The 13,713-nt window shown below is 32.9% G+C and carries 11 protein-coding genes; 1 reads left to right on the top strand and 10 read right to left on the bottom strand.

What is annotated here, in order from left to right; genetic code table 11:
* Window positions 1-16: 16 nt before the first annotated feature.
* The gene (locus tag HMPREF2846_RS00585) at window positions 17-2,017 is read left to right on the top strand and encodes a CocE/NonD family hydrolase (protein WP_070625206.1); all 2,001 of its coding nucleotides are present in this window, start codon (window positions 17-19) and stop codon (window positions 2,015-2,017) included.
* A 79-nt stretch (window positions 2,018-2,096) separates the two neighbouring features.
* Here HMPREF2846_RS00585 and HMPREF2846_RS00580 read toward each other — a convergent pair whose 3' ends face one another.
* The 10 genes from HMPREF2846_RS00580 to HMPREF2846_RS00545 all read right to left on the bottom strand — a co-directional run bounded on the left by HMPREF2846_RS00580 (window position 2,097) and on the right by HMPREF2846_RS00545 (window position 13,602).
* Window positions 2,097-3,290, bottom strand: coding sequence for an FAD/NAD(P)-binding oxidoreductase (locus HMPREF2846_RS00580; protein WP_070625204.1), 1,194 nt, complete (start codon window positions 3,288-3,290; stop codon window positions 2,097-2,099).
* 360 nt (window positions 3,291-3,650) lie between these two features.
* Window positions 3,651-5,333 carry a trypsin-like serine peptidase gene (locus HMPREF2846_RS00575; RefSeq protein ID WP_070625202.1) on the bottom strand — a complete coding sequence of 561 codons (1,683 nt, stop codon included), beginning with the start codon at window positions 5,331-5,333 and terminating at the stop codon, window positions 3,651-3,653.
* A gap of 264 nt (window positions 5,334-5,597) precedes the next feature.
* The gene (locus tag HMPREF2846_RS00570) at window positions 5,598-7,799 is read right to left on the bottom strand and encodes an MMPL family transporter (protein ID WP_083309947.1); all 2,202 of its coding nucleotides are present in this window, start codon (window positions 7,797-7,799) and stop codon (window positions 5,598-5,600) included.
* A 235-nt stretch (window positions 7,800-8,034) separates the two neighbouring features.
* Window positions 8,035-8,211: a hypothetical protein gene (locus HMPREF2846_RS14310; protein ID WP_176745454.1), complete on the bottom strand. Its 177-nt coding sequence runs from the start codon at window positions 8,209-8,211 to the stop codon at window positions 8,035-8,037.
* A gap of 124 nt (window positions 8,212-8,335) precedes the next feature.
* On the bottom strand, window positions 8,336-9,124 hold the full coding sequence (locus tag HMPREF2846_RS00565) for an SHOCT domain-containing protein (protein ID WP_070625200.1): 789 nt from the start codon (window positions 9,122-9,124) through the stop codon (window positions 8,336-8,338).
* Between the two features lie 287 nt (window positions 9,125-9,411).
* Window positions 9,412-9,774 (bottom strand): HNH endonuclease, encoded by a 363-nt coding sequence (locus tag HMPREF2846_RS13800; RefSeq protein WP_083309946.1) that lies wholly within the window; start codon window positions 9,772-9,774, stop codon window positions 9,412-9,414.
* The gene (locus HMPREF2846_RS13795) at window positions 9,775-10,140 is read right to left on the bottom strand and encodes a hypothetical protein (protein ID WP_083309945.1); all 366 of its coding nucleotides are present in this window, start codon (window positions 10,138-10,140) and stop codon (window positions 9,775-9,777) included.
* Between the two features lie 585 nt (window positions 10,141-10,725).
* Complete coding sequence (locus tag HMPREF2846_RS00555) at window positions 10,726-11,703, bottom strand: DUF1002 domain-containing protein (protein WP_002504429.1); 978 nt, start codon at window positions 11,701-11,703, stop codon at window positions 10,726-10,728.
* 41 nt (window positions 11,704-11,744) lie between these two features.
* Complete coding sequence (locus HMPREF2846_RS00550; RefSeq protein ID WP_002504430.1) at window positions 11,745-12,494, bottom strand: hypothetical protein; 750 nt, start codon at window positions 12,492-12,494, stop codon at window positions 11,745-11,747.
* A 34-nt stretch (window positions 12,495-12,528) separates the two neighbouring features.
* A complete protein-coding gene (locus HMPREF2846_RS00545; protein ID WP_002504431.1) occupies window positions 12,529-13,602 on the bottom strand; it encodes a hypothetical protein in 1,074 nt (357 codons plus the stop codon).
* Window positions 13,603-13,713 lie beyond the last annotated feature (111 nt).

Raw genomic sequence — 13,713 nt, 5'->3', positions numbered from 1 at the left:
GGAGGATGCATAATCAATGGGTGTTTTTGATGTAGATTATAATAAGATTAACATTTTGAAAGATATGCCTTATGAGGTCGAAATCACACATCATACATGGATTACCATGTCAGATGGCACAAAGCTTTCAGCTAAAATTTGGGCGCCTGTGATGGAGAGTGTCAATAAAGGAACAGTATTAGAATATTTACCCTACAGAAAAGATGATTTCACTGCTTTAAGAGATGAAATTAGGCATAAATACTTCGCAGGACATGGTTATACTGCGATCACAGTAGATATTAGAGGTACTGGAGATTCAGAAGGTATCATTGAGGATGAGTATCCAAAAATCGAACAAGATGATGGTGTAGAAGTCATTGAATGGATTGCGAAACAACCTTGGTCTAATGGTTCTGTCGCGATGATTGGTAAATCATGGGGTGGCTTCAATGGTTTGCAGATTGCCGCAAGACAACCGGAAGCCTTAAAGACTATCATCACTTTATGTTCGACAGATGATAGGTACGCAGATGATGTCCATTATCGCGGCGGCACAATGATGGCTTCAGACATGTTGTGGTGGGCGTCTACGATGTTTGCGTATAATGCTCGTCCTCCATTCCCTAAATTTGTCGGTGATAGATGGTATGATATGTGGCTAGATAGATTAGAAAATACACCGCCATTTGTAGAAAAATGGGTAGAACATCAAACAAGAGACAGTTACTGGAAACATGGTTCAGTCAATGAGAATTACTCTGATATTCAAATTCCAGTTCTTACAATGAGCGGTTGGGCAGATGCATATCCAAACGCTGTCTTTCGTTTAATGAATAACTTAAATGTACCTAAAAAGGCCATTGTCGGTCCTTGGGCACACGAGTTCCCTGATCTTGCGATACCTGGCCCTCAAATAGGTTATCTTCAAGAAGTATTAGAATGGTTAGATAAATGGATGGGCTCAACTAAAGATACAACACATCAAGATGAATTCTTAGTATATCTTCAAGATTCAGTAGAACCTCAAACCTCTTATTCATACCGTGATGGTAAATGGTTAGATTTACTACAAGAACAAGTCAATTATCAGGATATCTTACATGATTTAGAAGGCCCAGTCAGATTATTAAACCGCCAACATCACGGCCTTTATTCAGGCGTCTTTTGTCCATTTGGTCAAGAAGGCGATCTACCGGATGATCAAACAATTGATAATGATTTGGCTACAACAGTACTACTTAATCATCTCGATAACGATATCAATATCATTGGCATGCCTATCGCAAAATTACGTGTGAAATCAGATAAACCACAAGCCAATATCCATGTCAGACTTTCAGACGTACACTCTAATGGTAAGAAGACTTTAATCACAAGAGGACAGTTCAACATCAATCATCATAAGAGTCATGAATTCCCAGAATCCTTACCAATTCACGAATATATAGATGTTGAGTTCCCATTAGATGTAATCGGTTATCACTTACCGAAAGGACATCAACTAGAAGTTTCAATGTCACCAACCTATTGGCCTCAAGTTTGGCCTTCTGCAGAAATTGTGAACTTAGATGTTGATTTAACAAACTCAAAAATCGAAGTGCCTTATGTGAATGACTTCAAAGCAGTTACTTTAAATTATCCACATTCAGAAACAGCCGAACCACTAGAAAAAGAAGTTATCAGAGAAGGCAGCAGAACAAGAAATATTATTAAAGCATTAACAGAAGACAAGTGGGTGTTAGCCGATTACTCAGATGAGGGCTTAAGAAACCTACCACATTTAAACATTACGTATGGTACAGAAAACTATAATGACTTTGTGATTGTAGAAGATGATCCATTATCTGCTTATGTTAAATGTACATGGGATGTCATTGTTAAAGATGATGATATCGATACAAGAGTTGAAACAATCAGTGAGATGTGGTGTGATGAAACATACTTCTATCTCTACAATAAAGTCATTGCTTATAACAACGATGAACACTGCTTTGAAAAAGAATGGCACAAAAAATATAAACGAAACTTTGTATAAAATTAAGAGGGTGAGACAAGACGTCCCACCCTCTTTTTCTGGTTTAATATAAACAGTTCAATATGAACTTTTTAACTACTTACATCAAGCCTTTTAACATACCATACCAGTACATTCTTGGTAGTATATCTTTCTTCAAGATATACATACTTCTACGTTCTTTGGCTTGGTTAAATGGCATCGTTTCTCTTGGTTTTTTATTATAATCAAACTCAGCTAACATCATCGTATTATAACTTGTCACGATTGGGCATGAAGTATAACCATCATAATGATGTGTCAGCATTTCTTGATTCATCACTTGTAGTAAGTTATTCACAACAACTGGTGCTTGTTTTCTAATTGCGGCACCTGTTTTAGATGTTGGTGAGTTAGAAGCGTCACCTAACGAGAAGACATTGTTGTACGTCTTGTGCTGCATTGTCGTAGGGTCGATATCTACCCAGCCTTCATCATCTGCTAGCGCACTGTTTTTAACGACATCTAAAGGTCCCATGGGCGGTGTGACATGTAACATCTCATAATCTAATGTTTTAGTCTCACCTGTTTGTAAGTTTTCAAAAGTTGCTTTTCTTTGTTCACCATCAATTGCGATTAAGTGGTGTTGATAATCTACATTAATATCTCTTTCTTTAACAATACGTTCTAAAGGCTTTTTATATTTATCCACTTCGAACATCGCAGGTTTTGCGGTCTCAAAGATAACATTCGCTTGATTACGCATGTTATGTTTTCTGAAGTAATCCTCAGCTAAAAACATAATTTTCATTGGTGCCCCACCACATTTAACTGCTGTATTCGGATGGGTGAATATCGCGTTTCCGCCTTTAAAATTAGACAATTGATTCCATGTTTCTTTCGCATATTGTGGTGCATAGTTAGAGCACACACCATTTTTACCGATATTTTCTTTAAGTCCTTTCACATCAGACCAATTCCCTTGTAAGCCTGGACATACCACTAAATAGTCATAACTGACTTGTTTCTCATTATCTAGTTGGATGCGATTCTCTTTCGGATTAAATTGCTGAACAGCTTGTTTAATCCAATCAACACCCTTAGGCAGTACTTGTTTCATACTTTTACGTGTGGATTTTAATTTTGATGCCCCTGCGCCTACTAATGTCCATAAAGGTTGATAATAATGATCTGACGCAGGATCAACAATTGCGATTTGTCCTTTTAAATCTTTTCTCTGTCTTAAAAGGCGCGCTGCCACTGTGATACCAGCTGTACCGCCACCTATAATGACCACTTTATAATGTTGAGCCATCTTTACCACGTTCCTTTATTTTATGATTGATGACTGTTCTAGATTAGCTTCTCAAAAATACCTCTAGGGGTATATTAAAAGATACATCGATATAAGTCAAATGCCCCTAAGGGTATTTATTTGTATATCAATGATGTATAAATAATAGATTCCATTTAATCCCCTTAAAAATAATCCTATTATATATTTTACCCTCACAGTTACACGAAACACTTAATAGACCCCGTATTTTTCATAAATTCTTTGTTTATAGTAAAAACTACATAACTGGCATCATTAAAAATAAAAAAACGACTATTCATTATTAAAACAATCGCTAATATTGTCTAATAAGTGAATAGTCGTTTATGACAAAACTCTTTATTTAATGTTCTTGATAACTTCCTGACGTAGTTTACCTCTTAATTCTGCCATCGTATTCAGGTTATACTTTTGATATTCTCCAGAAGCAATTCTAAAAGCATGTACACCTAATACTTCATTTTTACTGTTTAATACTGCCCCACCTGAAGAGCCAGGTTCAGCCATCATCTGATAATAACCAATAGGATTCACATTACGTGCCATCATAGAGTATTTACCAGTTGAATGATACATCGTACCCATTGGATCATTTTTAAATTTTCCAGCTGGTAAACCATAATGATACATATGGATAGGTGTATTCGCTTTGATTTTCGTAATTGAGGCTTCTGGTGCGATTTTACGTACGGTCATATATTTAGATAAATCTTCTTTTGTATACAATAACGCGACATCTCCATATTGAAGCATCTTAACGCCTGTAACGGTAACAGTACGCGCTACTTTCGAACCTTCTCGTAATAAATCTATTCTCAAGTTTTGTGCTTTTGAAGGTGTCATCGGTTTACGTGCTTGTGAATCGTTGACCACATGATTCGCAGTTAGAATTGTATGTTTTCCAATTGCGGTACCTGTGCCATAAGTCAGCTTTTTAGTCGTTGGATTGTAGTTAAATATCGTCGCAATATTAGCTGCTTTAGCTGTTGTATGATTAATCGTTACCCCTTTATTACCAGAGGCTTTCATAATTTTTAATGCATCATTAATACCTGAGGCATAGGTAGTCTGCCCGAAGTCTCGAACATTCTCACTACCAGGTATCCCTTTTGGCCAAAGTTTTGGTGCTTGATTATAGTAATTGCTTACTGGAGCTTTCGGCTTAGGCGCAACCTTAGGTACTGGCTTTGGAGCTGCTTTAGGTTTCGTTGTGACTACTACTGTTTTCTTTTTAACAGGTGCTTTCTTTACTGTTGTAGATAACAATTGAACTTTTTTCTTTGGCACTGCTGATGCTTTCTTTTTAGAAACAACTGGTGCCTTTTTCTTACTTACTGTTTTAGCTTTTGGTTTTGATTTAGTGTTTGCTTTTGGCTTTGCTTTTACTATTTTAGATTTTGACACTACTTTTGATTTTTTAGTTACAGGTGCTTTTTTAGCAACTTTTTTAACAGCAGGTTTAGATTTTTTAACTGAGCTTGATAAGTGTTGTGGTTTGATCCCTTTCGGACTCGTAAAAGTTGTTTTAGCCTTTGTTTGTTTAACGTTTGAAGGTACTGCTTTTATTGGTTTAACTGGTTGCGTTTTAATTGGAGATGCGTTTTTAATACTTTTAACTGGTGGCGATACTTTAGTATTCTGTTTTGTGATCACATTAGATGTTTTTTGAAGTGGTTTATTAGGTACAACCGAAGGTGTTTGTACCGCTTCAGTTGATACAACTTGAGGTTGTTTTAACTCTGTCTGTTGCTTTGACATTACTGGAGAATGTGTAGCTTCAACGCTATTTTGTGTAGAAAGTTGTGGATCATTCTGTGAGTGGTTTGTAACCTGTTCTTCGCTTCCTATAGCCGCTTCTTTATCAGTTGTAACAGCTGATTTCTGATCAACTTGTCTCTCGACCTCTTGGTTCGTTTCTGATGCATATGTGCTATTATTTTGAAGCACTAATACGCAACCTATCAACATTAGAATTAATAAAAAACTGTATACATATTTACCCATTGAGAATCCTTGATTCATAAGACCTCATCCCCTTATTTCTATCTATGAAATGGGCACACCCTTATTTCCTCATAAGCATATCCTTTTTAACTAGGTATAGCAATATATTTTTAAAGATTTAATTGACTATTTTTGGTAGTTAAAATAAGTCAGCGATATCGGGTGATAATTAATAAAAAATTCGATTGAGAGATAACCGTTAAGTTATCTCATCAACCGAATTAATGAGGTTTCTATTCATGATTATGAAATAGTAATTGAGTCATTATTTTATTTATAACGTCACTGCTTTGTCTCATCTCCTTTTTGATCTACTACATAGTCTTGTCGTGGCATCATTGATTCTAAGGCATGTCCTTCTATATCTACTTTTGGAAGAATACGTTTCAACCATTTTGGTAAGTACCATGATGCTTTACCAAAGAGTACTGTAAGTGCTGGAATAATCATTAACCTAACAACAAACGCATCAAACAGTACACCAAACGCTAAGGCAATACCCATTGTCTTAATCATGACATCTTCTTGCGTTACAAATGCCATGAATACACTGAACATAATCAGTGCAGCCGCTATGATAACTGGGCCACTTTCTTTAATACCTACTTTGATTGAATGCTTGTTGTCTTTTGTACGGCTATATTCTTCATGTACACGAGACATTAAGAACACTTCATAGTCCATCGCTAAACCGAACAAGATACCAATAACAATAACAGGCAAGAAAGCAAGCACAGGTGCTGTTTCATGTACACCAAACAGTTGATTTAAGAAGCCATCCTGCATAATAAAGGTTGTGAAACCGAGTGTAGCAGTTAGTGATAAAATGAATCCTAAAACTGCTTTTAACGGAATGAGTAATGAACGGAATACAACCATGAGTAAGATAAATGCGAGTGCCACAATGATACTAGCAAAGACAGGAATCGCATCATTTAATTTCTTAGACATATCGATATTAATCACGTTTTGTCCTGAAATTTCTGTATCAAAGCCATATTTACTTTTCGCTTTATCATGATAGTCTCTTAAGTCTTTTACTAATACATCTGTTTTTTCTGATTGCGGACCATGTTTAGGAATAATAGTCATTAATGCATAGTCATTACTCTTAGACATCATTGGAGGAGCTACAATACTTACATTTTTCATTCCATTGACGTCTTTCATCACTTGCTGTAAATCTTTTTGTAATTCTTCAGGTTGATCTTTTTTATTTTTGACATTGATTAACATCGGAATTTGTCCGTTGAAACCTTCACCGAACTTATCACTCATAATGTCATATGCTTTTTTCTCTGTTGCATGCGGTGGTTTCACACCATCATCTGGAATACCTAAACGCATATGCGTCACTGGAATAGATGCAGCACCTAAAAGTACGAGACCTAAAATCACTGCAATAATAGGTTTACCTACCACTAATTTAGACCAGAATGTATCTGCTGATTGATTCACTTTTTTCTTAGCTTTAGGTTGAATACGTTTATGGAAGACACTGATTAATGCTGGAACAAGTGTTAACGCACTAATCACCGCAAATAACACACTGATCGCAGACATATATCCCATAATACTTAAAAATCCAATACCTACTAAACCTAAACCACAAACTGCGATAATTACTGTAACACCTGCAAAGACAACTGCACCGCCAGCTGTACCAATTGCGAGACCAATCGCTTTAATTACGTCAGGTTCTTTTTTAATAATTTGACGATAGCGGAATAAAATAAAGAGTGCATAATCTATACCTACTGCGAGTCCTATCATCACTGCCAATGTCAACGTCACATTAGGAATTGCTGTGAAGTGCGTCAGCAATCCAATAATACCTACACTTGTTAAAAGTCCTAAGACTGCTGTCACAATCGGTAATCCTGCTGCGATAAATGAACCGAATGTAATTAACAATACAATGAATGCGACCGCAATACCAATTAATTCAGATGCGCCACCCATTTCAGTTGCGGCTGCCATCCCTGTTCCTGTTAATTCTGTTTGAATATGATGTTTATCTTTAAGTTCACTCACTTGATCTTTGACTTTATCAATGCTTTTCACATCCATCGCTGCAGCACTGACTTTATATTGAACATCAGCGAAAGCTGTTGTTTGATCTTCACTTATTTGTTGATACTTATAAGGATCTGTAACACTTTCTACTTGTTTATCTTCTTTTTTAATATCATTTAAGGTTTTCTGAACATCTTTCATGACTTCAGGTTTCATAATTCCTTTTTTATCATCGGATTTCAGAACGACTCTAATACCAGCCTTTTCATTATCTACCTTAAATTCCTTTTCAATCTTTTGGTTTGTTTCTATAGACTTCATACCCGTCATCTTAATATCATTTTCAAATTGCGGGGGTTTAACTGCCATTGTAATTACTAATGCGGCTAAAACCGCAATCCATAAAACGATAGAGAGCCATTTATGTTTTGCTGTAAAAGTACCAATTTTATATAAAAATTTTGCCATATCATTTTCCCTCCCAGTAGAATATATAGTGTAGCTTAATCTACATAGTAGTTTTAACTACGCTATAAGTTTACCAAGCACTAAACAGCATTCATATCCTCAAACAAATAGCTATGTATGTATAAACTACATTTCGAAGTAAATGTTGTTTTTACTTCTAAAGATTTACATATAACAAAAAAGCTACAAACAACCTATGTTGTTCATAGCTAAAAGGAGATATTAAAAACAAAAATCAATTATGATCCACTTCTTCATGATATGCTATTTTCCTAATTAACTCATTAGTAATTACTTCTTTATTGTTGATAGTATCCAAGAGTAATTGCTGTTGTTCTTTAGTAAGAGTCATTCCTTCTAAAGCAAGATTACTTACAATCTTTTTATTCGTTTCTGAATTAAGTGTAGGCATTGTAACTGTCTCCAATTGTTATTTCTAATATTTATCTTCATTTTTGATTATCGACTTTTATATTAAGTATTATAATAACCACTTGTTACTACACATAAATATTGGCTAACTCGAATTTTCAGTTTTAATGGATTATTTTGTTCTTCAATATATTAAATTCATCTTCTGTAATTAATCCTTTATTTTTTAAACTCGCTATTCTCTCTATTTCTGCCACATAGTTAATATTTGTAGATACTGTTTCTTTCAAAGGTTCATTGTTTGTTTCGTATTGGCTATTTACTGGTACTATTTCGATATTTTTTTCGTTAATTACTTTGCTCAGAATGTTATGCCATTGGTATGTCATTTTAATAGCATTTTTATAAATACTATTTGTTTTCTTTATTGAGTCTTTTTGATTTAAAAAAGGAAGGTCGTAAATCGGATTATTGTAATCATCAATAATTACTCTCAAAGTGATATTTTGAACCTCTTGACTAGTAGAAGTCTTTCCAGATAGACCTCCGATTACAGCACCTGTTCCACCAGCAACAGCTGCTCCAATTCCAGCTCCCACTATTTGATTCTTTCTGTTTGTCTTACTTATTGATACTTCATCTTCAATAATTTCAACACCGATAATTTGCTCATAATCAAAAGTATTAGTGTATGAAGCAAAATCTTTATACATATCAGCATAAGGTGAACCATTATAGTATATTCTTAGTTTTTTTTGTTCATTATTAATACCAATATAAAAGTTTTTTCTTAATATAGAGAGTTGTGATTGAAATCCATTTTCGATGTATAATAGCCTTTCATCATGCGGTACTTTTGGACTTAGTACATTATCAGTCCAATACTCTAAAGCTTTTATTAAAACATATAATACTATAATTATAATTATCCATACTACAAATACCTTTATCATGTTAATCCCTCCTGGAGATATGCATTATAGATTAATACTTTTTATTATTAATACTATTATATGATGTTAGTCATCTTATATGGATGATATTATAGTTACTTAAAGTGTAATATGAACATTATCAGTAGAGTAGTTAAAAACTTTACATCTTGATGAAGAGCTTTATTAATACAACACTAAAGCTATACCGAAACAAACGCGCAGCGCATGATTTTCAAAATACATAAATAATATAATATACATTAATTTTTTATTTATAATTATTTTTTAACTAATTATAACATTATTTAAAAATCTACTTCTAATCCTCTATGGATCATCGCATGACAATTTGGACAAACTGGTCTTAAATCTTTAATTGGGTCTATTTTATATTCCTCTCCTATTTCTGATAGAGGGACAATGTGATGTACATGAATAAAATCCTTTCCAATATCGCCATATTCCTTTTCAAAATTTAAATCACATACTTTACAATTATATCCATAATAATTCACGCAAATCTGCCGTGCTTTAGGATTTCTTTCATATTTGTTTACAACCACTTGTTCTTTTATTCCTTCATACAATTTATCATCTTTTATAATTTCAGGATAAAGCACATTATGGATTTCTGATTCCAGAAGATAAGATTTAAGTGTTTCTGACAATCACTGTGGACCTTGAGGAGCAGCTTTCAAACCATTTTCTAATAAATATTTCAGATGCATTTTTTCAGTTGCAAATCTTTCTATTAGTTTTAATCTAAAATACTTTCCTTCTAACGATTCTTCATACTTATCTTTATCTTTCCAAAATTGAGAATCATCTACAATATCGTTCATTGTTTTATCTATGTCTATAACTTGCGTTTTATATCTAATAGTTTGAAACGGAGCAGTAGCATAAATATAAACAATATCATTCACTTTATAAGAGTAGTTGCCTTGCTTCCAATCAATAAATCCCCATTTTTGAAATGCTGCTTCATGATTATATTTATTATGATTAGCAGAAATTATCCAATATTGAGCCATTTACATTCACCTCATCAACTTTATTTAAATTTACCCAAAGCATAAAAATATTAATTTATTACTTTTCACAAAAAAATTATGCAAACAGTATATTTACAAATGTTCTTTCATTATATACTAAATGTTGAATGAATCACAAAACATACTACGATATGAATTAAAAGAAGATTTCTTTTGATAGAATTTTGCATTTATAATTAATACAGAAAAACAACTGAATAATCACATTGCGGATTGAGAAAAAGAAATAGCAGAAGCGTATAATGATATTTATTTAATTAGTATAGTTGAAAAATGAAGTAGAAATTATTTTTGAAGATACTATTGATAATGTAAATATTAAAGGCATAAGGCTCTATACAGTGAATAACGGTTATAAAACGATTAAATAACTTGGTGAAATTGTTTTAGGAAGTGGCTTCAAAAGATTAAGTATTAAAAACTAATAAATCAGTCAATAGGAGCGATTGATTTTGCTCTTATTGACTGATTTTATAAAACCGCATCACTTATGATACGCTTCTCCCTATCAGTGATTTTGCTAAAAAAGAGAGGGCAGATTTTGTCCTCTCTTTTTAAACAACTCTATAATTTATTTAACAGATTAGAGAAAAATTGAATGATAGATTGAATAATTTCCACAATACCGTCCCATATGCGTTGAAGGAGATTTCTATTTTCTTCTGTATTCAAATCCTTGGCTTTATCTTTTGCTTTATTCAATAAATCATCTGAGTTTTTTTCAATATTTTTTAATACATCTTTTGCATTTTGTTTAAATGCTTTTGGATCAGAAGTTAAGGCATTAGAGTTTGCCACATTCACCATATTATTATTAATTATTTGAATTTGATTTTCTGATAATATTTCTGACAAGCCACGTTCATCGAGTACTTTATTGACCGTGTCTTCAACTTGTTGTTGTGTTATTTGTTTATCTTGATTTTGTTTAATATCTGCAAGTTGTTCTTTAATATCTGCTATTGAAGCATTCAAAGCTTCATCTGAATATCCATCTTTACCTTTATTTTCTTCTGAAATTCTACCTAAGTCATTCATTTCTTGATTAGAATTTTGAATATCTTCAGCGTTGAGGTCGTTACCTTTTTCTTCATATACTTTATAAATACCAGCTAAAGCACCTTCACCAGTTACTTGGTCGACAGAAGCTATATGTATTTCTGCGTTTTTAATTCCTGCCGTAATTGCAGCATTTTGATATTGTTCAGATGTCACTTTTGTAATGTTATCTGGTGTATCAATTTTCACATCAACACCCTTACCCCATTTTTTATGTTCAATTGTTGCACTTGAATAAATATAACTTAGATTACTGCTGTTTGGGATATAATTACTCACATCATTGACGTTAACATTATAAGTTTCATAGTTATCATCAACGCCTAGATCATTCTCAGTTTTTTGTAAATCTTGCCCTTCTAAGTCAGCGCCTTTAATAAAAACAGGTTCATCCCAATCTTCTTTATTTTCAGCTGCTTTAACAACACCTGAAGCTGATAACAACAATGTAGCTACTGCTAAACTAGTTATTGCTTTTTTCATTTTCAAATACACCATCCCTTAAAATGTTTCATATATTTATATTAATCGTATCCAATAACACGTTTTTGGATTGTTTCAATCATTTCTGAATCAGCCTGTGTCATATCATATTTATAAATTTGGTTGAATCTTGGATTATAAATACCAATGTAACGTATATTCTCAAAGGTAGGCTTTTGAGATGTCTTACCCATTAAATAATATATCACTAATTGAAGCGTACTGTTTTTCTGTGGTAGTTGTTTTGAAACTTTAAAATCCCACAAAGTATCTTCAGTTAGAAAGTCGCCATCTCCACTATCAATAATGCTTGTATAACCCCCCTCAAATGTGAAACCATCCATTTTAACTTCACCAATTTGATTAAAAAATGAAAGACTTCTGTTTATAAGTGATTTTATATTATTAATTGTGTCTTGATCTGGAATTTTAAATTCTTTAGGCATGCTTCCTGCTCTATATACCATATCGTAATTTACCAATTGACATGCTTTAATAATAGATAGATCATCATTACCATTAATATCTTTTAACAATGATTCGGCTGTTTGTAATTCCCCAGCTAATTTTGCGCCAGTTAACGATATGGCAAATGATTTTTCTTTGTCTTGATTTATAACCATACGAGTAAGGTAGTCTACGACTAAACCAATTGTTTGAGGTGCTATATTTTCATATTTTGTATCTATAAATGTTTCTGGTTCTAGTTGCTTAACTTCAAATGATTTTCTGTTTAAATACCCACCACGGGGTTGTTTAATTTGTGAAATTCTTTGTGTAACACTAACCAATTAAAGACTCCTTTTGATAATAATATTTTTATATTTATGAAGCGTTTGAAGTTTCTTTGTCATTTTCTGAACTTTTTGATTCTACATCTTGAGATTGTTCATTTTCATAGTTGTTACCATCAGTATTTTCATCATTGTTTTGGTTATTATTTTCTTGTGCTGCATCTGGATTTTGCTTATCTTCGCTAGATGGTTGTTCTATTTGTTGATCTGGATCCTCACGTTCCTCATTTTGCGAAGCTTCCTCGTTACTATTTTCATGCTGTTCTTCATTATTTTGTTTTTGATTTGATTTATTATTATCTTCTTCAATGTTGTCTCGGTTTTGTTCATTTTTTGTATTTTCATTCGTTGATTGTTTACTATCATTATCTGTTTGATTATTTTCTTTTTTATTTTGAGACTGGTTGTTATTTGATGTTGATTGATTTGACTCATTGTCATATCCTTGTTCTTTTTGCCAATAATTACCTACGATTTTTGAAAGTTCTTTATATTTTTGTTCTGGTACATCAGAGTTGGCAGTTTCAAACTTAGGCATTCCTTTTTTGTATACGTAAGTATTGTAGAAATCAGCAGTTGAATTATAAATATCTTTATCTATATAACCGTTTTCCGCTTTTATAGGACCATCTGGATGTGTAATAGCGCCACCCGTTTTGATAATTTTTCCTGTATTTCTATCTATAATGGCGTGGTGCTTAACGGATTCGTTTATCCCACCAAAAGGCGTTTCAATAAAAATTTTATCATCATTACTTTTATCTTTATTGTAAATTAGATCATCTTTATTTTGAGTAAAATTGAGTATATCTTCGGAGTTAAAAGCAATAGATTTTGCTTCATCAATTGTTATAGGTTGACTAATTTGATTATTTGCTTCATTTGTTGTTTCTGCAGCATTAGACTCACCTTGAGGTTGATGCTTTGTATTTTGATTGTTTTCTGCTACTTCATCATTTGATTGCTTTTCAGTTTCATCTGATTTTTTATCCCTTTCCTGTGTTTGATCACTGTCTTTTTTATGATTATTGTCTGTATTTTGACCACAAGCACTTAAAATAATAAAAGAAGACAAACCTAACATCCCTAATTTTCTAAATTTCATTCATACATCTCCCTGATATAAAACTCACTTTCCATGCTATCAAAAAATAAAGCGTTATCAAATACAATAAAATTAAAAGGTTCTGTTGCAAAGTAAAAAATATAGCTAACC

Origin of the sequence: Staphylococcus sp. HMSC056G08, assembly GCF_001812305.1 — a bacterium.
Classification (GTDB): Bacteria; Bacillota; Bacilli; order Staphylococcales; family Staphylococcaceae; genus Staphylococcus; species Staphylococcus simulans.
The sequence above is the reverse complement of the archived record's forward strand: the minus strand, read 5'-3'. Positions and strand labels throughout refer to the sequence as shown.

Excerpts from the sequence above, each read along its gene's own strand:
- HMPREF2846_RS00565 (WP_070625200.1), bottom strand. The coding sequence starts at position 9,124 with ATGATAAAGGTATTTGTAGTATGGATAATTATAATTATAGTATTATAT.
- HMPREF2846_RS13795 (WP_083309945.1), bottom strand. The coding sequence starts at position 10,140 with ATGGCTCAATATTGGATAATTTCTGCTAATCATAATAAATATAATCAT.
- HMPREF2846_RS00575 (WP_070625202.1), bottom strand. The coding sequence starts at position 5,333 with ATGAATCAAGGATTCTCAATGGGTAAATATGTATACAGTTTTTTATTA.
- HMPREF2846_RS00545 (WP_002504431.1), bottom strand. The coding sequence starts at position 13,602 with ATGAAATTTAGAAAATTAGGGATGTTAGGTTTGTCTTCTTTTATTATT.
- HMPREF2846_RS00570 (WP_083309947.1), bottom strand. The coding sequence starts at position 7,799 with ATGGCAAAATTTTTATATAAAATTGGTACTTTTACAGCAAAACATAAA.
- HMPREF2846_RS00555 (WP_002504429.1), bottom strand. The coding sequence starts at position 11,703 with ATGAAAAAAGCAATAACTAGTTTAGCAGTAGCTACATTGTTGTTATCA.
- HMPREF2846_RS00585 (WP_070625206.1), top strand. The coding sequence starts at position 17 with ATGGGTGTTTTTGATGTAGATTATAATAAGATTAACATTTTGAAAGAT.
- HMPREF2846_RS14310 (WP_176745454.1), bottom strand. The coding sequence starts at position 8,211 with ATGCCTACACTTAATTCAGAAACGAATAAAAAGATTGTAAGTAATCTT.
- HMPREF2846_RS00580 (WP_070625204.1), bottom strand. The coding sequence starts at position 3,290 with ATGGCTCAACATTATAAAGTGGTCATTATAGGTGGCGGTACAGCTGGT.